This is a genomic window from Vibrio sp. NH-7 (assembly GCF_053643215.1).
In genome coordinates this window covers 1,508,593-1,529,523 of sequence record NZ_CM132188.1, presented here as the reverse complement: position 1 = coordinate 1,529,523, position 20,931 = coordinate 1,508,593, and the positions used below count along the sequence as shown (strand labels likewise).

Annotated in this window: 17 protein-coding genes; 9 read left to right on the top strand and 8 right to left on the bottom strand. The window is 47.0% G+C overall.

Annotated elements, in window-relative coordinates:
* Positions 1-62: 62 nt before the first annotated feature.
* The 5 genes from ACUALS_RS21270 to ACUALS_RS21250 all read right to left on the bottom strand — a co-directional run bounded on the left by ACUALS_RS21270 (position 63) and on the right by ACUALS_RS21250 (position 5,636).
* Positions 63-431: a VOC family protein gene (locus ACUALS_RS21270; protein ID WP_454449642.1), complete on the bottom strand. Its 369-nt coding sequence runs from the start codon at positions 429-431 to the stop codon at positions 63-65.
* Positions 428-907, bottom strand: a complete 480-nt coding sequence (locus ACUALS_RS21265; protein ID WP_454449641.1) for a GNAT family N-acetyltransferase — start codon at positions 905-907, stop codon at positions 428-430. Before ACUALS_RS21265 ends, ACUALS_RS21270 begins: the two co-directional genes overlap by 4 nt.
* Before the next feature lie 202 nt (positions 908-1,109).
* Positions 1,110-2,957: a M3 family metallopeptidase gene (locus ACUALS_RS21260; protein ID WP_454449640.1), complete on the bottom strand. Its 1,848-nt coding sequence runs from the start codon at positions 2,955-2,957 to the stop codon at positions 1,110-1,112.
* A 246-nt stretch (positions 2,958-3,203) separates the two neighbouring features.
* Entirely contained in the window at positions 3,204-3,668 is a 465-nt protein-coding gene (locus ACUALS_RS21255; protein ID WP_454449639.1) for a hypothetical protein, read from the bottom strand.
* 9 nt (positions 3,669-3,677) lie between these two features.
* Entirely contained in the window at positions 3,678-5,636 is a 1,959-nt protein-coding gene (locus ACUALS_RS21250; RefSeq protein WP_454449638.1) for an alkyl/aryl-sulfatase, read from the bottom strand.
* A gap of 359 nt (positions 5,637-5,995) precedes the next feature.
* On the opposite strand from ACUALS_RS21250, the gene ACUALS_RS21245 reads away from it, so the two are divergent.
* Positions 5,996-7,234, top strand: a complete 1,239-nt coding sequence (locus ACUALS_RS21245) for a DEAD/DEAH box helicase (RefSeq protein WP_454449637.1) — start codon at positions 5,996-5,998, stop codon at positions 7,232-7,234.
* A gap of 206 nt (positions 7,235-7,440) precedes the next feature.
* On the top strand, positions 7,441-8,028 hold the full coding sequence (locus tag ACUALS_RS21240; protein ID WP_454449636.1) for a hypothetical protein: 588 nt from the start codon (positions 7,441-7,443) through the stop codon (positions 8,026-8,028).
* A gap of 108 nt (positions 8,029-8,136) precedes the next feature.
* Here the strand turns inward: ACUALS_RS21240 and ACUALS_RS21235 are convergent, their stop codons facing one another.
* On the bottom strand, positions 8,137-8,619 hold the full coding sequence (locus ACUALS_RS21235) for an Lrp/AsnC family transcriptional regulator (RefSeq protein ID WP_454449635.1): 483 nt from the start codon (positions 8,617-8,619) through the stop codon (positions 8,137-8,139).
* A 120-nt stretch (positions 8,620-8,739) separates the two neighbouring features.
* Between ACUALS_RS21235 and ACUALS_RS21230 the strand changes: the two genes are divergently transcribed.
* A complete protein-coding gene (locus ACUALS_RS21230) occupies positions 8,740-9,339 on the top strand; it encodes a LysE family translocator (RefSeq protein WP_005469274.1) in 600 nt (199 codons plus the stop codon).
* A 49-nt stretch (positions 9,340-9,388) separates the two neighbouring features.
* Here the strand turns inward: ACUALS_RS21230 and ACUALS_RS21225 are convergent, their stop codons facing one another.
* The gene (locus tag ACUALS_RS21225; RefSeq protein WP_454449634.1) at positions 9,389-10,702 is read right to left on the bottom strand and encodes a 6-phospho-beta-glucosidase; all 1,314 of its coding nucleotides are present in this window, start codon (positions 10,700-10,702) and stop codon (positions 9,389-9,391) included.
* 114 nt (positions 10,703-10,816) lie between these two features.
* Between ACUALS_RS21225 and ACUALS_RS21220 the strand changes: the two genes are divergently transcribed.
* From ACUALS_RS21220 to ACUALS_RS21195, 6 genes are all read left to right on the top strand, one after another.
* Entirely contained in the window at positions 10,817-11,743 is a 927-nt protein-coding gene (locus ACUALS_RS21220; RefSeq protein ID WP_454450021.1) for a LysR substrate-binding domain-containing protein, read from the top strand.
* Between the two features lie 233 nt (positions 11,744-11,976).
* The gene (locus ACUALS_RS21215) at positions 11,977-13,362 is read left to right on the top strand and encodes a TldD/PmbA family protein (RefSeq protein ID WP_454449633.1); all 1,386 of its coding nucleotides are present in this window, start codon (positions 11,977-11,979) and stop codon (positions 13,360-13,362) included.
* Complete coding sequence (locus ACUALS_RS21210; RefSeq protein WP_454449632.1) at positions 13,362-14,705, top strand: TldD/PmbA family protein; 1,344 nt, start codon at positions 13,362-13,364, stop codon at positions 14,703-14,705. Before ACUALS_RS21215 ends, ACUALS_RS21210 begins: the two co-directional genes overlap by 1 nt.
* Positions 14,706-14,945: 240 nt before the next feature.
* On the top strand, positions 14,946-15,884 hold the full coding sequence (locus tag ACUALS_RS21205; RefSeq protein WP_043886397.1) for a LysR family transcriptional regulator: 939 nt from the start codon (positions 14,946-14,948) through the stop codon (positions 15,882-15,884).
* A 140-nt stretch (positions 15,885-16,024) separates the two neighbouring features.
* Positions 16,025-17,944: a TonB-dependent receptor domain-containing protein gene (locus ACUALS_RS21200; RefSeq protein WP_454449631.1), complete on the top strand. Its 1,920-nt coding sequence runs from the start codon at positions 16,025-16,027 to the stop codon at positions 17,942-17,944.
* Complete coding sequence (locus ACUALS_RS21195) at positions 17,944-18,843, top strand: alpha/beta hydrolase fold domain-containing protein (RefSeq protein ID WP_454449630.1); 900 nt, start codon at positions 17,944-17,946, stop codon at positions 18,841-18,843. The genes ACUALS_RS21200 and ACUALS_RS21195 overlap by 1 nt, the downstream gene beginning before the upstream one ends.
* Positions 18,844-18,910: 67 nt before the next feature.
* Here ACUALS_RS21195 and ACUALS_RS21190 read toward each other — a convergent pair whose 3' ends face one another.
* Positions 18,911-20,581, bottom strand: coding sequence for an amidohydrolase (locus tag ACUALS_RS21190; protein WP_454449629.1), 1,671 nt, complete (start codon positions 20,579-20,581; stop codon positions 18,911-18,913).
* Positions 20,582-20,931 lie beyond the last annotated feature (350 nt).

The following is a 20,931-nucleotide window of genomic DNA, read 5'->3' as shown; positions in this document are numbered from 1 at the left end:
AAGTAAAAAATGACCGCATAGTGCGGTCATTTTTTCATTCATAGTTTTCTATTCGCATTAGTTTAACAGTAAACGCTAATCTCAATCAGATTAGAGTCTGGATCTAGAAAGTAGACTGACTGAATAGGGCCTTGGGCTCCAGATTTCTCAACTGGCCCTTCGATGATGTCTACCTGCTCTTTAGTTAAGTGAGTAATCACTTCCTCGAGTGGCCAACGTGTTATCAAACAAAGATCTCCTGAGCCAACTTGCGCTCGGTTTCTCGGCTCCTGACCTAACAGTTGTAAATTAATCTTCTGGTTTCCAAACTTTAGCGCTTTGCGACCGTTGGCGAAGGTGACCTCTTCCATCAACAGAACCCGTTGGTAAAACGCTATAGAATGGGCAATGTCCGAGACGGTGAGAACAATATGGTCGATATGGCTAATCATGCTCTCTCCTTTTGAAGCGGTTTTTCCATCACGACGCAATCTAAGCTCACTCCTCGTGGAGAGTGATAGGTCGAGATTTCCTCCCCATGAAATCCGCAAGAGCGGTAGAAAGGGGCGGCATTGAGGGTTGCCTCTAAGACCATTTTTTCCAGTTTGTGCTCTTTAGCCATTTGCTCAAGAAAAGCCAGCATCTTTTTTGCTGCGCCCAAACCAAAATAAGGCGGATCGACAAATATGGCATCGACCATGCCTGTCTCGGTGTTAAGTTTGCCACACCCCACTACGTTGCCGTCTACCTCAGAAACGTAGAAGGTCGCGACAATGTCCTCTTTCAGCTTTTCAGACACGCCACCTTGGGTCCAAAGGGCGAGTTGCTCTGGTTGATAGTGGTCAGCACATTTGGCAAGAATGGATCGCTTGCGCAAATCGTAGATAGGCTGAACATCAGACGCATTGGCTTTGCGGATCTTTATCATGCGTTCTTCCTTGAATAGCGATTGAATAGGGCAACGAATTGCTTTGAATGCATAATGACACAGAGGCGCATTTTTCTACAAATCTATTTTATAAATCATTGGTTTACTGCGGGCATCTGCTGTTTGGTGGGGCGCTCAGTAAAGCTCTTGATCAAAAAGGCCGCGAATCGTCGCGGCCTTGGGGAGTTGAGTCGTGAGCTGGTTAACAGCCGTAAGTCTCTTTGATGTAGGCTTCAAATTGATCGCACATCGCCTCATCAGACTCTTGGTTGCTTGCCAACTCTTTGCTGCCATCGACGACTTTAATGGTCGCGTTTAATGACGCAACTTCCGCTTGTTGGCGCGTCGCTAAGCTGGCAATTTTTTCTTGCTGCGCTGCCCAAGCCTCTTCTGAAGAGAGGTTACATGCATCCGCCAAATACTTAGCGTTAAACCCTTCACCCGTTAAGCTCACAATGGTTTCGTTATGAGAAAGCTGGTTGCCTGAATGCCAATAGCGCTGAGCAAGCAGAGGGCCGATTTCAGGGTTGTCGGTTAGGTAGCCAAACTTATCGAGGAAGTAAGCACGCGTCTGGTACACCGCCATATGTGCTAGCAGGTAGCCGTGATAGGCACAAGCAGCTTCATCTGACACTAGGTGAGGGATTGCCATAAGCGGGCGCGGGCTGCACTCTAGACCAAGAATCTGTTTTTCACACTGGCGCGCAAGAGCGGTAATGCGCTCAGGAGTAAGCTCTTCATCGCTCAGTTGATACAGCGCGCGTTCAAAGTAAGGCACAACCAAGATGCTACGTTCTGAGAAAGCAGCAAACGGCTGACGACTGTTGATCATTGCCTTAATCACGTCGTCAGGGACAGGGTTGCCTTGTGCGTCCAGTGCGTACTGTTTTAACCAGTCTGCATCGTTGAGCAAGCTATCACAGAACATTGATTGTGTTTCTGCGTAGGCCATAGAGGTAGGCGCAAATTCTTGAGAGAAACACGGCGCGTTCATTTTGACGTTTGCAAAGTGCGCAGCGTGACCGCCTTCATGGAACAAGGTGTTAATACCAGAATAACCGCTGCCAACTTGGTCTGGCTTGGCGTTGCTGGTGAAGTTAACCTTGGCTGCAACCCACTCGTTTTGGTTATAGAACGAAGGAATAGGACCGTGACAGAAGCCGTTCGGGTATTTGCCTTTTCTGTCGAGCAGATCCAGCGTGAGCTCTGCGCCTGAATAGTCAATGTTCAAACGACCAAACGATTCAACCCAGCGGCGAAGGGACTTGGAGAAGGGCACATACGGGTCCAGATCACGCATTGCGTCACCTGAGTACGAGTACACGAAGTTATGGCCCGTCACCGCGTTGTCACCTTTTTCTTTAGCAAGATTGGCGAGGCTAGCAAGGTTAGTATCACGAGTGCGAGCTTCAAAATCGTCAAGAATGGCAAACAGCTCATCTGAGGTCATCTTCTCCGTTTTAACGACGGAGTAATCGAAGAATGTGTCGTAACCTAAAGAACGCGCAAATTGATTGCGCAGTTTGATCAGCTCAATGAAGCCATTTTGTAGCAACCACTGCTCTAGTCCAAGTAGCGCTTGGTGCGCCGATTGACGGACGTCTTCATGGTTGTTGGTACGAATGGTTGAGGCCAACACAGGCAGTGAGCCTTCAACTTGTTTGCCATGCTCATCGGTAAAAGTGAGTACATGGTTCTGCTTTCGTTCAAACAGTCCTGCTTCGAACTCAATCAACTGATTTTTTAGAGCTTGCGCTTCATTCCCTTCAATCGCGTGTGCTTGGAATGTGTTTAACCAGCCATTTAGTCCGATTTGGGTCGCCTTTTTCTCGGCATCATCGGTAATGGATTCGGCTGCTTCCAACTGGTGTTTGATCTCAGCGATTTGATCGGCATTGCTAAGAAAGTTGGTCCACTCGGTTTGTGCTTTGGTCGACCCGTCATGATCATCACTGATGCCCATGTAAGTCTCCCAGAAAAAGTCTTCTTTAGTACGGTGGATGGTGAGGTAACGTTGATTCAGATCGTTGAGATATTCTGTAGCGGTCATTTGGTTCCTTCAAATGTGTACGATAAAAAACAGGCCATTATCGCACGCTTTAGAGAGCGTTAGGAGTGATAGGCGAGATCCATATTGTCTTGAGTTGTAAATCCCACTCTACGAACATCGTATGTTTTATGTCGAGAATAAGACGTATTATAACCCCATGTTCTGCGGCTCCTCAGACCAAGGTGCACCCACATAGAACACGCTATGTGGGGCAAAATGTTTACACTTTCTGCAGGGCTACTTTTATTAACCCGCCTTTTGGATGACGCCTAAAGTGACGCCTTGCTCAAAGTTGACTTTCCCCTGAACGAGCGCGTTAAGAGCTGCTTCACTGAGGAGAAGGACACGACTTGATGAAGACTCATCACTTGGAGCCGAGTGAACGGTAATGGATTGACCATATTCAACCTTGCTCCATAAATGACTGTCGACAAGATAAATGTAACTAACTGACTGCAACTCACTGGCGTATTTGTCCGCCATAAGTTTCAGCCACCAACTGGCTCTTCGTAAACCAGAAGGCCCGTTGAGAGATGAAATCGTATCAATTGTCTGGCTGTCTAGTGCGTCGTACGTTGACATCGCGACATCTAGAGAACCCGGGTAACTTTCGGTAAATGGATTGCTAAATTGACCATCGTAGGTACATGCCTGAGCAGCGAGGCTGACACTGCTCAGGCAAATCGCAACCAGCATATTGAGTTGCTTCATTATTGCTTCCTATGGCGTGACGATGTTAAACCAGAAGTTGAAGGTATCTAGCATGCCCACAAAGTCTTTGAACACTTGTTTGTCGCCTTTCAGTTTTAAATCACCGCTCGAAATGGCTTGCTCAAGCGTCATCTCGCCAAGCTGTACCTTGTCCAACGCTTCTTTTGTTAGGGTTAAAGAGACGTCCGGATCGTCCGACTGTTTGGTGGTGTGGTTTAACACCGAGTTTTCGATGTAAAGCGTGTACTGCTCATCAAGGTCAGTGAAGTTTATGTTGATGGTGTAGTCTTTGCCCGCTGCTTTTTCTGGAAGCAGACGTACTGCTAAGTAGTCAAACAGCATTTCTGGTGGCATGTTTTTGATGATGTCTGGAGACGCGGTATTTGTCCCACCAGAAGAAGGTGTACCGTTGCGTAGCTCATAGGCTCCTTGGAGGTAGACCGAGCGCCAAGGTCCAGACTCTGCTTGGTAACCTAGCTGTTCATAGGTATCAGCGAGCAGCAGTTTGCCTTTTTTGCTTTGTGGATTGGCAAAGACGACGTGTTTAAGCGCTTCAGCCACCCAGCGGTAGTTGCCTTTGTCGAAATCTTGTTGCGCTTTATCGATGACCGCATTTTCACCTCCCATGTATTCGACGTATTTGACGGCGGCGTTGGTTGGTGGAAGATTGTTCAGATCAGATGGGTTGCCGCTATACCAACCCATGTAACGTTGATAGACCGCGCGACTATTGTGTCGGAGCGTGCCGTAGTAACCACGAGTGTTCCAGTTCTGATCGATCTCTTTCGGGAACTGAATAATCTCGGAAATTTCGGAACCGATGTAGCCTTGGTTCATGAGTCGAACCGTTTGATCGTGAGTGTATTTGTACATATCACGTTGAAGTTTGAAGTAATCGACAATCTCTTCTTGCCCCCACATCGGCCAATGGTGACTTTGGAATTTGACCTCGACTTCGTCGCCCCACATTTCGATAGTTTCATTCAAATACGATGACCACTTCAGCGCATCGCGCACCTGAGCACCGCGTAGAGTCAGGATATTGTGCATGGTATTGGTGCTGTTTTCTGCCATCCAGAGTGCTTTCTTCTCTGGTAGCCAGGTATTGATTTCAGTAGGTGCTTCCGACCCTGGTGTGTATTGGAATACCATTTTGACGCCATCAACAATGTGCTCTTCGCCCGTTTTTTCGATGACGAGTGTGGGTCTAATGAGCGTTGCTAGCCCCGTCGACGTGGTTTGTCCTAAGCCACCATTGACACCTCCCTGCGCATTTCTAGGCAATAAGGCTCCGTACATATAGATGGCGCGTCGACCCATTGCGTTACCTGCAATCACGTTTTCAGATACGGCGTGTTCTGTGAATCCGTGGGAAGCAATGATTTGTACTTTACCGGCGGTCACGTCTGCTTCGTCGACAATGCCACGCACGCCGCCAAAGTGGTCGATATGGCTATGGCTGTAGATCACAGCGGTGACTGGTCTTTCCCCTAACTCCGAGTTGATAAAATCGAGCGCCGCTTTGGCGGTTTCTTGCGAGATCAGTGGGTCAAACACAATCCATCCAGTTTTACCCTCTACGAAAGTGATATTGGTTAAGTCGTAACCGCGAACTTGGTAGATTCCATCCGTGACTTTGAAAAGACCATTGATCACGTTGAGCTGAGCATTTCGCCAAAGACTCGGGTTAACGCTATCAGGTGCTTTTGCGTCAAGAGTTATGAACTTCTTGTACTCTTCGAGATCCCAAACGACATCGCCTTTGTCATTAGTGATGGTCACGACATCTTGCTTGGCAATAAAGCCTTTCTGTGCGCGTTCAAAATCTTTTGTGTCGTTAAACGGCAAGGCTTTATAGAGAGCTTGGTTGGCTTTGATGGTTGCCTGAGTCGCCGGTTTAGAGTCGACAGCGGCATAACTATTGACTGACATTGCAATGGTTAGAAGGGAGAGGGTGAAACGTTTCATACCTAGTCCTTGTTATATGAACAAACTTTTATATCTAAACATAGACTAGGTTTTAACCATTTCAATTTATTGGCAATTTAGTTTTATATTTCTGAGTGAATGCTCTGACTTCTTCCTATTGTTGGGAAATGAATCTCGTTTTTTCAGCCCGCTACTGGAGAAATTACAGTGTAAATCGCGCTAGATGGAAACGCCTTTTTGATGCGATTTTAGCCGCCGATCTTCTGCACTACATTCTTTAACGGCTTTTGGGGCGTGCTCAATGATATACTCCCCAAGTCGACTCACTTCGGCATTTGGTTATGTGGTCAAGTCACCGCGTCCGTTAGCCTGTTAACTCTTATTTGGGAATCCACTCGATGTCTTTTTCTTCCTTATCTCTTATACCAAAACTTGTTCAGGCGCTGCCTCAAAACGTGGTCAAACCGACTGATATACAAGCTTTGGTGATTCCACAAATGTTGGCAGAGAAAGACGTGCTCGCGCAGGCGAATACGGGCAGTGGTAAAACACTTGCTTACCTACTGCCACTGTTACAGCGCCTGTTGCCAAACCCTGATCACCAAGCTTTAGTCTTAGTCCCAACTCGCGAACTGGCGTTTCAAGTCAATGATTCGGTGGGTGAAATCACTCAGCCGCTTGGTTTGAGTTCGGTCGTATTGTGTGGCGGTGTCGATAAAGCGCAGCAGCAAGCTAAGTTAGCGAAGAGACCAAATATACTGATAGCCACGACAGGGCGACTGTTAGATTTGCTAAGCGCTGAAGAGCTGTCGCTAAAGCAGGTGAAGACGTTAATCTTGGATGAGGCGGACCGTCTGTTGGATATGGGCTTTTGGCCAGATGTCCAAGCGATTGCGGAAAAACTACCTGCACAACGACAAACGGCGATGTTCTCTGCCACCTTCTCTGACGCATTAAAACAAAAAGCGATGGCTTTGATGAGTGCGCCTGTTGCGTTGACGGCTCACCAAGAAAACAGCACCAACAAAGACATTGCGGAGACGCTTTATTTGGTCAACAAAGGCAGTAAAGCGAAAGCGCTGATTGAGCTGATTAAACAGAACCATTGGTCTCAAGCGATTGTATTTATTGGCGCAAAAGAGAATGCCGATAGCTTGGCGAAAAAGCTCAATAAAGCCGCCATTACCACCAGTGTTTTGCATGGCAATAAGAGTCAATCTGAGCGTGAAGAGACGCTAGCACAATTCAAATCTGGTCAGACTCAAGTGTTGATTGCTACAGACTTGCTCGCCCGTGGAATTCACATCGAACAGCTTCCGGTTGTCATCAATTTTGAGTTGCCAATGCATGCAGAGACTTACGTTCACCGAGTTGGGCGAACCGCACGCGCCGGGGAGCAAGGGGTGGCAATGTCGCTGGTCTGTCATGGCGAAACAGAGGCATTAAACGCCATTCGTAGCCTGACTCAGCGTGAGTTACCAGTTCAAGAGTTAGATGGTTTTCCTGTTACCGATAAACCCTCCACAGGCGAGAGCAAACGCGCCCCACGTGATAAAAAAGCCAACCGCCGTACTAACAGTAAAAAGAGTATTAAGCAGTTTCAGGGGAAGCGCCCAAATCCCAGTGCAAAGAGATAGACTACTGAGTGACATCCAAAAAATCAGCCTCAATTAAACCACCGTTTTGGTGGTTTAATTTTACCTCCTTATCAGCGATTGGACACGTTCACTTGCACTTACTCACACTTTGGTAATCTAGTTATTTCAACGACCCCCTGTCTACATAGAGAGAATCCAAATAGGTTATATTTTCAATCCAGTACATTGATTTAATGGAATTTAGAATGACTAATATGGACAAAACGGTTGCAGCCCTAGTTGGGTGTTTATTGTTGGTTGGGGGGATCTCGCAGGGTAGTGCGAGAAACATTGAAGATAAAATTGTGCTTTCAGAGCAAGACCGCCAAGCCCTAGAGAGCGCATCAACCACCAAGGCGCAATTAGCGTATCTTCTTCAGCATTTTGAGCCCATCCTTAATCGCGATGACACGTTGAAAGGTGTCGATGCCGATGAAAATGGCATCCGAGATGATGTTGATGAGTTTATTAATGCTTTGATGATCCCAGAAAATGAGCGAGGCTTCTATCGGCAAAGTTCAAGGCATTTACAAACGGTATTTGACTACGACTACTCAGGGGGAACGGAAATAGATACGGAGATTGCATACGCACATGCTGTGAAATATGACGTTGTAATTAACTGTATGATACAACTGAATCTTGATTGGGATGATGGTACTGGCTCTCGGCGAATGGTGGATGCACTGATATTAAATACAAAACGAAGAAGCCAGCATTATACCCACTATAACAGAGCATTGGATGGAACCGCTTTTGAAATAACAGAGCCTACAGGAGATGACTGCAAGTGACGATATCTTATGAATCTTCTTATCATGTGTTGCAGAATATCTCCCTTCAATCTCTTTTCGTCATTAGCTCTTTAGTCAATAGCTAATGGATTTAGTGCCCTTCCTAGACTACTCCAATGGCAATTGAAAAGTGCTTTTGATCTCTTTGACGGATACGTTGGATTGAATTGCGCTAACGCCTTTTACCCGTCTCATCGAGCTTATGCGTTCAAAATATTCGTCGAGATCATGCGCGACGACTTGGACAATGTAGTCAGCCCCTCCCGCGATACAATGACACATGAGAATCCAGTTTGCATCGGCGACAAAGTCTTCAAAAGGCTCGGTGTTTTCTACTTCATGGCTGCCAAGGGTCACGAGCGTAAAACCAGAGACTTGGAAGCCGAGCTTTTTACGGTTCAGCTTTGCGGCGTAACCCTCAATGTAGCCTTCCTCTTCCATCTTTTTCCAGCGTCGCCAGCAGGGCGTTTCACTTAGGTTAACCGTCTCGGCGAGTTTGGAATTACTCATGCGACCATCTTTCTGAATATGGTCGAGAATGGCGAAATCAGTACTATCTAATTCAAAATTGGTGGATTCTTTCCTTTTCATAATTGTTCTGGAAATATTTTGCTCAAATTGGCTTTTATCGTAGCGCAGATAGCAATTTTCTTTCTACCCAAATCGTTAGACTGTTGCCATATTCGTTGATTAGTTTTTGGGAGAGAGTGCATGAGTGCTCAATTGTTGGCGGCATTTTTGTTGTTTGCTGTTTCTATTTCTTTAACGCCGGGAGCAGGTAACGTCGCGCTGTTAGGTATTTCGAGCCGATATGGGTTTTCTGCGACGGTTCCATTTGTGTTGGGTAATGCCGTTGGGGTGATCATCATGTTGGTTGGTGCAAGTGTGGGGCTTGTCAGTTTGTTTACCCTTTACCCAGATTTGTACACGGCGTTGAAGTGGATTGGTGCGGCGTACCTTTTGTATCTCGCATGGTCGATTGCCACAATGGAAGTCGACAATGATTCGAATGCGAAAAAGTCCGGTTTTTTATCTGGCGTTTGGGTGCAAATTCTTAATCCGAAAAGTTGGGTTGCCTCGCTGACGGTGTTTGCTCAATTTATCTCACCAAACAATGATTACCTGACTCAGGTGGTGATCATTATTAGCGTGATGGTGGGAACGGGTGTGCTGGGGATGTTTGCATGGGCGTACTTTGGCACCGTATTGAACCGCTTTATACAGTCACCACAAAAGGTGGTATGGGTGAACCGATGCATGGGCAGCAGCCTCGCGTTAGTGGTGGTGTTTATGCTGAGCCAGCCGGTTTAAGCGTGAGTCTTGTAAAGGGATGGCATCCACCATCCCTTTTTCGTTAGGACTAACGGAACTGTGGCATGTAGTCGAGGTTGGCTTCAATTGTCTCTTCTAGAGCCTTTTCTAGAATCGTCCCGGTGGTAACGAGCGGGTTCAAAATTAAGGCTCGATGCGCGGCATTGCGATCGCCTGTGACTGCCGCTTCTACCGTGAGTGATTCAAAGTCTTTCATCAATTGAATCAAGCGCAGCGTATCGCTTGGGAATGGCGCGACGTTCAACGCCACAGGTCCCGATTTTGTGATCATGCAGCTGACTTCCACCGCGCAATCATCTGGTAAGCCTGCAATGGCACCGTTGTTACGGGTGTTTACGTGCATAATGGTGCGCTTATCGTTGTAGATAGAGCTCATTAGCTCGCAGGCCGCTTCGGAATAGTATTGACCACCACGCTTTTCGAGCTCTTTTGGTTTCTCGCTGAGCTCTGGATTGCGGTAGATATCGAACAGTCGTTTCTCCATAGCTTTGACCACTTCACCGCGTGTGCCTTCGCCGTTCGCTTCTTCAATCTCTTGGCTCATGATGTCTTCGCTGGTGTAGTAATAGCGCAGGTAAGCACACGGGATCATCCCCATATTACGCAGTAGCTCTTGTGGCCAGTCGAATGGAGGAATGTTTTGCGGTACTAAAGGATCGTTGCCAGATAGGATCTCTTCGACCACTTCTTGCAGTTTGTCTCGACCTTCGTGCAAGATCTGGCGTGCCCAGATAAAGTGGTTCAACCCCGCAACTTGCAGTACAAACTCTTGCTCGTTGGCACCTAACATTTGGGCGATGCCTTTTTGCATGATCACGGGCACGTTACATAAACCGACCGCTTTCACTTTGGTGTGTTTGAGAATCGCTTCTGTCACCATGCCTGATGGGTTGGTAAAGTTTAGCAACCAAGCATCTGGACATAACACTTCCATCTCTTTACAGATTTCCAGCGCGATAGGAATGGTGCGACAGGCATTGGCAAAACCGCCTAGCCCATTGGTCTCCTGACCGATCATGCCGTATTTCAGCGAGATGCGTTCATCACGGATTCGACCTTCCAAGCAGCCAGCACGAAATTGAGAACAGACAAAGTCTGCGCCTTTCAAAGCAGGTTTGCGATCCAAGGTGACGTGCACATCAATATGCGACATGTCGTTTTTAGCCAACATACGACGTGTTAAATCGCCAATGATGCTGACTTTCTCTGCACCATCTTCAATATCAACCAACCACAACTCACCAATTGGCAGTTCATGATTGCGTTTGATCAGACCTTCGATTAGCTCTGGTGTGTAGCTAGAGCCTGCGCCAATGATGGTAATTTTAAGATTCTTTTTCATCGTGATGTTCTCGTTATGGATAAGACAGTTTGATTAAAATGCATCCTGATTAGCTTCACAAACCAAACAAATCTTGCTATGGATTAGTACAACTAATTTATGGAAGGTCGAGTGATGGACAGAAAGCAGCAGATGCTCTCCAATATGTACACGTTTGCGATTGCAGGTAAGTTTCTTAGCTTTACCAAAGCTGCGGAAGAGCTCTTCATTACCCAAGGGGCGGTGAGCCAGAGAATCAAATCGTTAGAAGAGCAACTGGGTTTCAGCTTGTTTGTACGCATGACGAGACGGCTAGAACTGACCAAAGAGGGTGAGCGATTACTCCATGCATTAAACCAATCGTTCGAGGTTATTTTCTCTGAGCTTGAAGACATCAAGTTCAATGAACTGCGCGGTGAGTTATATATTGGAGCAGCGCCGACGTTCGCCCAGAGTTGGCTTTTGCCAAGGTTGCCAGATTTCCAACGTTTGTATCCGCATCTCAATATAAAACTGAGGGTGAAAGCGAGCCGTTTGGACTTTCAGCATGAGCCCGTCGATATCGCGATTTACTACAGCGATAGCGAACATCCGGGTTTTTACCATCAGCGTTTATTTGATGAAGTGCTGTTGCCGGTTTGTAGTCCCAAATACTTTAACGACCATTTTACTGAGCCAGCGCCATTGCTTGAGCAGTTGGCCAGTGTGACTTTTATTCATTGCTCTGAATCATTAGAGGCGAGTGAACCCAATCAAGAGTGGGCGATGTGGCTGGACAAACAATCTAACCCGCTACTCAACACACTTAATGTGATGGACAGAACGTACTTGTTTAATCACGCTGATATGGCAATGACAGCGGCTAAGAACGGAATGGGGTTGGGGATCGCTCGTGAATCTTTAGTGAAAAGCAGCCTAGAAAACGGTGAACTCGTCGCCCCTTTTGAGCGTGTAAGTGCAGAGCGAGGTTACGATTTGATCTGTCTAAACGGGCAGCAACACAGACCAAAGAATGCGGCATTTATTGAATGGCTTGAGACGCAATTGCCGACGCCCCAATAGGGGACAATCAAAAATGCCCGCGGCGACACTGTTGAGTGAATCTATTGCTATTTCTTTGGTGGATGGATTGTTGGTCACTGTTTCATACAATTTATCAGAGAGTCGAAGACGTTAAAAAATGGTAAAATCGTCTGCATTGCCACCCAGTGTCGAAGATGTGGACTGTATCATCAATCTCACACCACATTGTTTAAAAAGCGGTGGCTAGGACGCTCAACAAGCAAGGAGATTTCATGCTTAATTCTGTAACAGCGAAAGCGGTGATCGATCATGCCCTCTTTTTAGGGGCTGATTTCGCTGAGCTATTCGTTGAACACCATCAAACCAACACCGTCCAGATCGCCTCTGGCGAGGTGGACAAGGTGAACTCGGGTATCGATTTTGGCATCGGTATTCGTCTCTTCTTCGGTCATAAAGTGCTTTACGGTTACACCAACAGCACCGATGAAACCGAACTAAAACGCGTAACCTCACTGCTTGCAGCAAAAGACAAGCGTGAGCAAATCGTGTCAGCAGGTTCTCTCAATCTGAACCGCTACCCAGTTCAACATGGTTGTCGTATGCCACTTGGCAAAGACGCTAACCTAGATTCTAAAATTGCTTTCTTATTGCAAGTTGACCAAGCCGCACGCGCAGAGAGTGAACATATCAGCCAGTTCATCGGCAGTGTGCTTCAGCGCGAACAACAAGTGTCTATCTTCAACTCAGAAGGTCTACACGTTGACGATACTCGTCACTACATCCGAGTTGCGGGTAATACCGTCGCTCAAAAAGGTAATGAGCAGTCTTCTGGTATGGAAGGTCCTGGCGCTCTTGCTGGCTGGGAGTTCAGTGAACAGCTTGATGCGAAAGAGCTAGGTCAAACTATCGCGCAACAAGCGTTAGTAAAACTTGGCGCGGATGCTTGTCCATCGGGTGAAATGCCAGTAGTGATTGGTAACGGCTTTGGCGGCGTAATCTTCCACGAAGCGTGTGGCCACTTACTAGAAACTACTTCGGTTGCGAAGAAAGCGTCCGTATTCCACGACAAGATGGGCGAAATGATTGCTCACACCGCAGTGAATGCTGTCGATGATGGCACCATGACCAACGAATGGGGTTCGATTCATGTTGATGATGAAGGCATGAAGACTCAGCGCACTCAGTTGATCAAAGACGGTAAGCTAACCAGCTTTATGGTCGATAAAATGGGTGGCATGAAGACAGGTTACGAACCTACGGGTTCTGGTCGTCGTCAAAACTACAAGTTCGCACCAACCTCGCGTATGCGTAACACCTTTATCGAAGAAGGCGAGCATTCACTTGATGACATGCTGGCAGGTATCGAACGAGGCATCTATGCGAAGAAGATGGGCGGCGGCTCGGTTCAACCGGGTACGGGCGAGTTCAACTTTGCCGTTCGTGAAGCTTACCTCATTGAAAATGGCAAAATCACCAAGCCTCTGAAAACAGCAACGCTGATCAGCACGGGTCCAAAAGTGTTGAAAGAAATCAGCATGGTTGGTAAGGACATGGCGCTTGCGCCGGGCATGTGTGGTTCCGTGAGTGGCTCAGTGCCAACAACAGTCGGTCAGCCAACGCTGAAAGTCGATAACATTCTGGTAGGAGGCGGTAACTAATGAGCCAAGAACAACAACTTCTTAATGCGGTTGATTACGTCCTATCAGAAGCAAAACGCCAAGGTGCAGAAGCGGACGTCATTGTAAACCGCAACAGCAGCTTTTCTTTGAAAGCGAACCAAGGAAAGCTGGATGAGTACAAAGTAAGCTCAAGCCAAGTTCTGGGTGTTCGTGTTGTGAAAGATGCGCGCGTTGCAACAAGCTATTCTGAGTCGTTAGAGCAATCAAGCTTAGATTTGATGCTGACCAACGCACTGCAAAGCGCTCGCTTTTCCAAGCAAGATGAACATCAGACTATTAGTTGCGTGAACAGCCAAATCGCGACTGATGTTGCTGAGATTGCGCAAGAAGACACAACTTCTGTTGACGAAAAAATCGAACTGTCTCTCGCACTTGAGCAAGGCGTAGTAGCGCTACCTCACGCTTCTAGCGCACCTTACAATGGTTACAGCGATGGCGAAACACAACTGATCATTGCCAATACTCAAGGCACATTGTGTCAACACTTCGAGCGCTCGTTCACTTGTTACGCGTATACCTTATTTGAAAAAGACGGCAAACAGTCAATGGCGGGTAGAATGTCACTGGGTCGCCGTTTTGATGAGTTGAATCCAGCTTACTGTATCGAAGGTGGCTACAACCTTGCTCGCGATCTTCTTGAAGGCGCACCGGTTGCGACGGGTAACTACCCTGCTATCTTCCACATCAATGCGCTAGCAAGTTTATTCGGTGCTTTCGGCAGTGCTTTCTCTGGCGTAAGCGCGATGAAAGGCATTACGCCACTGGGTGACAAGCTTGGTCAACGTGTTGCGAGTGATTTGATTACCTTTACTGATACGGCTTACATGCCAAATGGTATGGCAATCGCGAGTTTTGATAGTGAAGGCTTCGCTACTCAAAACAATGTGATGATTGCTAATGGTGATTTGAAAACCTTGCTACACAACAGCCAGACCGCAAGTTACTTGGGCGCAGTCTCGACAGCAAGTGCCGCTCGCGGTGCAAAATCGAGCTTAGACGTATCAGCGAATCACAAAGTGATTGCGACGGGTAACAGCAGTGCGTCAGAAGTAAAAGCGGGTGAGTACCTAGAGTTAGTCGAACTTCAAGGTGTCCATTCTGGTGCGGATGCAGTGAGTGGTGATTTCTCGTTTGGTGCGAGTGGCTTCTTGTGTCGTGATGGTGAGCGCGCTCAACCAGTACGTGGTATTACAGTAGCGGGTAACTTCTACAAGATGCTGCAAGAAGTTGAGGCAGTAGGTGATACTCAGCTGATTAACGATAGCCGCACTTTCTTCTCGCCAGACGTTCGCTTTGCTCGTTTGAGCATTGGTGGTAAGTAAGGCTCAATATAATCACAAGCCAGCTTAACGTATGTTTAAGCAGTTCCAAGAGTCAGTATGCCAGTCATACTGGCTTTTTTGTTGCGTACCACAAGTGGGACTTTACATATGTGGTAAGCGAGTCATTGCAAAGTGGCCGGAATTAGCAGCGCTATCTCTGCAAACTATTTATTGATAAAGTGAATAGTGAGCCGAGTGTTTGGCTAAGCAGTGACCCCATTTTGGAAGCAAGAGCAGCGTATGCAAATCCCTCAAGTCGATGTTACATCCCTCTATATTTTGAAATACTTACTCGAAGAAAAACATGTATCTAACACGGCGTTGTTGTTGAATACCAGTCAGTCTTCAGTCAGTCGAGCATTGCAAAAAATGCGGGTCTTTTTCGATGATGAGCTCTTGGTTCGGAGCAGTTTTGGCTATGAGCTGACCTCCAAAGCAGAAGTCATCAAAAAGGATATTTCATCGTTAATCATTAGCTTAGAAAAACTTTCTAACACTAACTCTTTCGAGCCGAGTAAAGTGGAAGGAACCCTACGTTTTTACGGCCTTCAACCACAAATCAATACGATTATGCCTAGGCTTGTGGCGGCCATACGTGAACGGGCGCCGAATCTTGTCGTCAGTATTGATACCACACCAAAGCGTCATTTTGAGGATCTTGTATCGGGTGATGTTCATTTTTCACTTTCTTCTCATCAGCCACCTACGTCGGAAAATACGATTTATCGAAAGGCGATAGCTAAGAGAGACTTTCGCCTATTGATGAGCCGTAATCACCCTTTGGCTGAGCAAGAGCTGACAGCGGAAAAACTGTGCAATTGCCATTTTGGGCAGATCTCATTACAGGGAGAGAAAACCCTCTCTTTCGAACATAAGTTCATTGAGCTTGGGCTTGCAAACAAAAAGCAGCGTTTGTCGGCACCAGTGCAGCTTACCAACTTTACTTCGGCGCCAAGCATTGCTGCGGAAACAGACATTATCTTCCATTTACCCACTCCGTTCGCAGAAGCTGCGTGCCAAGATGAACGTTTGATTACGCGAGAGGTGCCAGAGCCATTGCGTCTGGACTTTTCACAGGTTTATCTATACTGGCACAAGCGTTTTCATGATGATCCTATGTGTGTCTGGGTGCGTGAATTGATCAATGAATTGTTTGACGAAGAAGCGTTGTCTGCCTAATTGGGTACAAGATATCCTGACAACGTTTCAGATCCTGCATAGCGAGATTTTACATTGTGAATACGTTATTGATTGAAACTGTGGGGTAATTAACATCTAATTGATAACAATTATCAATTGCAAGTAAGTTAACTATCACCATGCTCAAGAATCCTCCTTTAAACGTGAATTCAGTCGTCTATGCTGCGCTGAGTTTCACGGCTGTGACCCCTTTTGCTTCTTCTGCACAATCTCCATCAGATAACGATACAACCACTATGGAAACCGTTGTGGTTACCGCCTCTGGCTATGAACAGTCGACACTCGAGGCTCCCGCATCGATCAGTGTCATTGACCGAGCGCAACTTGAAACACGTTCATATAAAGATCTCACCGATGCTATGAAGGACATTCCAGGTGTTGTTGTTACGGGAGGAGGATCGCGTCAAGAGATTTCATTGCGTGGTATGCCGTCTGAATACACAGTTATTTTGGTGGATGGTCGCAAGCAATCTGGCCGAGAGACTCAAGTGAGCAGTGGTGGTGGCTTTGAGCAAGATTGGCTGCCACCATTAAATGCGATTGAGCGTATAGAAGTGGTACGCGGACCAATGTCGACATTGTACGGCTCTGATGCGATAGGCGGCGTCATAAACATCATTACGCGCAAGGATTTCCCAAGCTGGACAGGCAGTGCTCGTGTAGAAGCCACGTTACAAGAAAATGACGAGTCTGGTCATTTTTATCAAGGTGAAGTCTATTTGGCTGGACCTCTGATCGATGGTTTGCTCAGCACGGCCATCTCAGGCATGTACCAAGAGCGAATTGAAGATGAGATTCTTTATGCTAATGGCGGAAAAACGTTAGAAAACTATCGTGCGTCTGTTTATCTAACGCCGACAGAGACTGATACTATTACCCTCGATTACACATACCACGATCAAGAGCGCGTTAATACCGAAGGAAAAACACGTACCAAGAGCTCCGAGACGACCAATAACCGCCGATCTTTGGGCCTATCCCATGACGCAAATTATGAATCCATCACGGGTTCGTCTTACGTGAGTAGCGAGAAGGTGGAGAATGTTGGGCGCGATTTAGCCGTACACAATATCAACGCAAATACAAAATGGTCGAAAGCGTTAGGCATGCATTACGTATCGTTTGGCGCAGCGTATCAGAGTGAAGAGCTCGATAATGGCGATTTCGTTTTCAATAATACTCAGTGGTCTCTTTTCGCGGAAGATGAGTGGTATCTGGCCGACGATTTTGCCCTGACACTCGGCTTACGTTATGACGACAATGAGCAATTCAACTCTCACTTGAGCCCGCGTATTTACGGTGTTTGGAGCTTGAGTTCAGACTGGACAATGAAAGGCGGAGTGTCAACGGGCTACCGCTCACCGAGTCTCACGGAAATGGAAGAGGAGTGGGTGCAAGAGAGTTGCAATGGTCGATGCGAGATCTACGGCAACGCAGACCTCAAACCAGAGTCTTCGGTGAACACCGAGTTGGGCCTCTACTACACGGGTATCAATGAGCTCAACTCTAGTTTGACGGTGTTTTACAATGAGTTTAAAGACAAAATTGACAAGGTGAAGCTGGATCCAAACTGCTCTGGACGCGCATGTGACTCTACGTATGTAAACATTGAAGACGCGAAAACTTATGGTGCGGAAAGCTCGATTCAAAAAGCCATTACAGAGACGGTTAGTCTAGGAGCAACTTACACCTATACCTATAGTGAAAAGCTGTCTGGCGATGACAAAGGGCAACCTTTAACGCAAGCGCCGAAACACCTTGTAGCGATTAATTCAGATTGGGTAGTTCGCGAAGACGTCAATGCTTGGTTACGTGCATCCTATCGCAGTGAAGAGTCGGAGCCTGTTACTGTTGATTCGCGCAATGTTTCTGCACCCTCGATCACCTATGTCGACTTCGGCGGAAACTGGCAGGTCCATCAACAACTTAAGCTAATGGCAGGCGTCTATAACGTCTTTGATGTAGAAACAAGCTACGATGAATACGGCTATGTTGAGGATGGTCGCCGTTACTGGATTGCAGCAGAGGCGTCATTCTAATGTCGAAGTTAAAACGCTGGAATCGAGCAGTCGCGCTCTTCGCCATATCATTGCTGGGTATGAGTAGCACCCATGCAAGTGATGAGTTCGAAGTCACCAAAGACATTGTTTATAAGACTCTTGATGGTCGTACGCTTATGTTCGACCTGTACAAACCGAAGCAAATGGCAGAGCAACCCTATCCACTGCTAGTTTGGGTTCACGGTGGAGCTTGGAAACGAGGCAGTAAAGACGCGATTCCGACAAAGAATCCATTACTTTTACGCTCTATGATGCAAAAAGGTTATGCGTTGGCGTCTATCGACTACCGGTTAAGTGGAGAAGCGACCTTTCCGGCTGCTATTGTGGATATCAACGATGCCCTAAACTACCTTCATGATCACGCCGAGCTGTTTAATGTGGCTGCAGATAATGTGGTGATGATGGGGCGCTCGGCTGGTGGGCATTTGGCGGGCTTGATTGGTGTGACAAACTCACAAGACAACCTCTCGCTTTATCACCAACCGAGATATCAGGTTAGCGCAGTCGTGAGTTTCTTTGGACCAACGGATTTACTGGCGTTGGGTTACAAAGGAGGAAAAGCGGTTAGTGACAAATCCTCGGTATCTCGTTTCCTGGGCAATACGCCTAGCGTGATCCCAGAGATTGCGAAACAGGCATCGACGACGACGTACGTTAATGAAAAAACGCCACCGTTCATTCAGCTTCACGGCACGCTAGATAAGCGCGTGCCTTTAGCACAGAGTGAGCAGCTAAAAGCTAAGTTGGATGCGTTTGGCGTCGAGAATCAGCTGTGGATTGAAGAGGGGGTTGGTCATAGTGCGCCAGTTTTCGATACCGAAAAGTATGTGCTTCATGTCGTGACATTTGTACAGCGATACTTACCTACTCTTCATTAATCATAATGACTCTATGTCCACCATCTGAAAGTCAACTCGCTCAGATTGCGGGCATAGAGTCGAGTGTTTACTGAGCCTCATACACAATTTCACCTTGCAGCATGGTCATTAATACGGTGGCTTTAGCGATGTCATTGGGCATTAATTGTGTGATGTCATCATCGATTAGGACCAAATCGGCGGATTTGCCGATTGCGATGGAGCCAGTGATATCACTGATTCCCAAGCTTTTCGCTGCGTTTATGGTGAAAGCCTTTATCGCCGCATCGACGGATGGCAGCCCGGTCTCTCCCATTTTTACACTATTGGCGATACCAACGAGAGGGTTGATATCGTGCACGTTCCAATCGCTGCTTAATGTCACGTTAGCACCTGCGTTAAACAGGGCTCTTAGGTTCATTAGCGCTCGTGCCCGTGTCGCCCCCAAAAACGCCTGCGCCCATTGGTGATCGTGGTAGGCGACGTAATCCGATCCCACCTGAAAATCCGCGGTTACATCAAGTGTCTTAAAGCGGGATCTGTCTTTGGCGTTGACCAGTTCTACATGAGTCAGTGTGTAAGGGCGATGAGGGGATTGGCGGCGAACGCTGGCGATGGCGTCCAATGATTCGCGGATCGCCCCATCGCCAATGGCATGAATGTGAGCGCCATATCCGATTCGATTTAGCTCATTGAGCCACGTTTTCATCTGTTTTGGTGGAATGTAATTAATACCGTACGGATCATTGGGTAAGTAAGTGTCTAAATAGGGCGCGAGAGTCTTGGCGGTGCCATTAATGAAGATGCCATCGCTGTACATTTTTACCTGATTGACCAGCAGTCGACGCGAGGTATCGTTAGAGTGGACTCGTTTAAGGAAATCAAGTTGCGGTTTCACAGGATCGGCCGGATATATCCATGGACGTAATGAGACTCTGGCGGTTAAATCTTGTTCTTTTTCTGCTTGTTTCCAGACATCAAACCAGCCTCGTTTCCAATATAGGCGCCCGTCCCCTATGGTGGTAATGCCGTGAGACGCCGCTTCTTCCAGACCATTCATTAACCCCTGATAGCTTTGCTCAAACTGATTTTCCAACGCATTCCACGCTATCTCCATCACTTGATCACCTGCGTTATCTAATAAGATGCCGTTAAGTTTTTGGCTGTACTCATCTTTGAATATTCTTCCGCCTTGAGGATCTGGCGTTGACGATGTGATACCCGCTTCGGCAAGCGCCGCTGAATTAACCCACATCGAGTGCGAGGTTTGCTCCATCAGGATGACAGGCTGATTTGGGAAGACAGAATCAATGACGTCTAGCGGGGTGTCGTGGTTGTGCTCACCTAGAATCGCCTCTAATGAGAATCCGTAGCCCATCAGCCAACCCTCTCCAGTGTGCTGAGCTTTACATGCTTCAAGATAAGGGCGTTGCTCTTGCAAAGAGGCACTCATGCTCAACTCGCAATGTCCGCCAGCTTCAGAGGCGGCTTCAAATACATGATTGTGATTGTCGATAAACCCTGGCATCAAAAACGCTTGCTCAGCATCAATCATGTGAGTAGTCGACGTTTTATAGACAGCAGCCGAGTGTTTGGTACCAATATGAACAATGTTCCCTTGCGCAATCACAAGGGTGTCGGCATCCGGATGCTGATAGATCTTTGCATTTGAGATCAGCATATCAGCAGTTTGGGCAAAGGCAGCATTGGCTGAAAGGATCAGGCTCATTGCGAGAGCGGTGCTAGAGAGTCGGGTCATTGGCTTGTCAATACAACGTGGAGGTAGAGTAGCTTAAGTCTATGTATGTTTGGGGCAAACTACAAAGGGTCGCTTATCGAAAATGGCTAGTGCAGAACCTGCGCGTTAGGTCCCTTCTCCAAACTTTCCAGAGAGCCCTTTATCGTCCGGTATGGGAGCCATGTCATTGTCCATTTTCTGATACTTACCCTAATTTTGCTTTGTACTCTAAATAAAAAAGAAATCTATTTCAAATGGATTGGAGAGGTTTTTGATCGAAGAATAGTAAGGTTTGTACACAATCAAACCTCTACCTTGTGAATCTAACCTTGTTTAAATGGTTTATTTTTAATGGTTTAACTTGGGTTTTT

Coding starts and splice junctions, on each gene's coding strand:
- ACUALS_RS21205 (WP_043886397.1), top strand. CDS start 14,946: ATGCAAATCCCTCAAGTCGATGTTACATCCCTCTATATTTTGAAATAC.
- ACUALS_RS21210 (WP_454449632.1), top strand. CDS start 13,362: ATGAGCCAAGAACAACAACTTCTTAATGCGGTTGATTACGTCCTATCA.
- ACUALS_RS21260 (WP_454449640.1), bottom strand. CDS start 2,957: ATGACCGCTACAGAATATCTCAACGATCTGAATCAACGTTACCTCACC.
- ACUALS_RS21230 (WP_005469274.1), top strand. CDS start 8,740: ATGAGTGCTCAATTGTTGGCGGCATTTTTGTTGTTTGCTGTTTCTATT.
- ACUALS_RS21225 (WP_454449634.1), bottom strand. CDS start 10,702: ATGAAAAAGAATCTTAAAATTACCATCATTGGCGCAGGCTCTAGCTAC.
- ACUALS_RS21190 (WP_454449629.1), bottom strand. CDS start 20,581: ATGACCCGACTCTCTAGCACCGCTCTCGCAATGAGCCTGATCCTTTCA.
- ACUALS_RS21220 (WP_454450021.1), top strand. CDS start 10,817: ATGGACAGAAAGCAGCAGATGCTCTCCAATATGTACACGTTTGCGATT.
- ACUALS_RS21195 (WP_454449630.1), top strand. CDS start 17,944: ATGTCGAAGTTAAAACGCTGGAATCGAGCAGTCGCGCTCTTCGCCATA.
- ACUALS_RS21200 (WP_454449631.1), top strand. CDS start 16,025: ATGCTCAAGAATCCTCCTTTAAACGTGAATTCAGTCGTCTATGCTGCG.
- ACUALS_RS21235 (WP_454449635.1), bottom strand. CDS start 8,619: ATGAAAAGGAAAGAATCCACCAATTTTGAATTAGATAGTACTGATTTC.
- ACUALS_RS21255 (WP_454449639.1), bottom strand. CDS start 3,668: ATGAAGCAACTCAATATGCTGGTTGCGATTTGCCTGAGCAGTGTCAGC.
- ACUALS_RS21250 (WP_454449638.1), bottom strand. CDS start 5,636: ATGAAACGTTTCACCCTCTCCCTTCTAACCATTGCAATGTCAGTCAAT.
- ACUALS_RS21245 (WP_454449637.1), top strand. CDS start 5,996: ATGTCTTTTTCTTCCTTATCTCTTATACCAAAACTTGTTCAGGCGCTG.
- ACUALS_RS21265 (WP_454449641.1), bottom strand. CDS start 907: ATGATAAAGATCCGCAAAGCCAATGCGTCTGATGTTCAGCCTATCTAC.
- ACUALS_RS21270 (WP_454449642.1), bottom strand. CDS start 431: ATGATTAGCCATATCGACCATATTGTTCTCACCGTCTCGGACATTGCC.
- ACUALS_RS21215 (WP_454449633.1), top strand. CDS start 11,977: ATGCTTAATTCTGTAACAGCGAAAGCGGTGATCGATCATGCCCTCTTT.
- ACUALS_RS21240 (WP_454449636.1), top strand. CDS start 7,441: ATGACTAATATGGACAAAACGGTTGCAGCCCTAGTTGGGTGTTTATTG.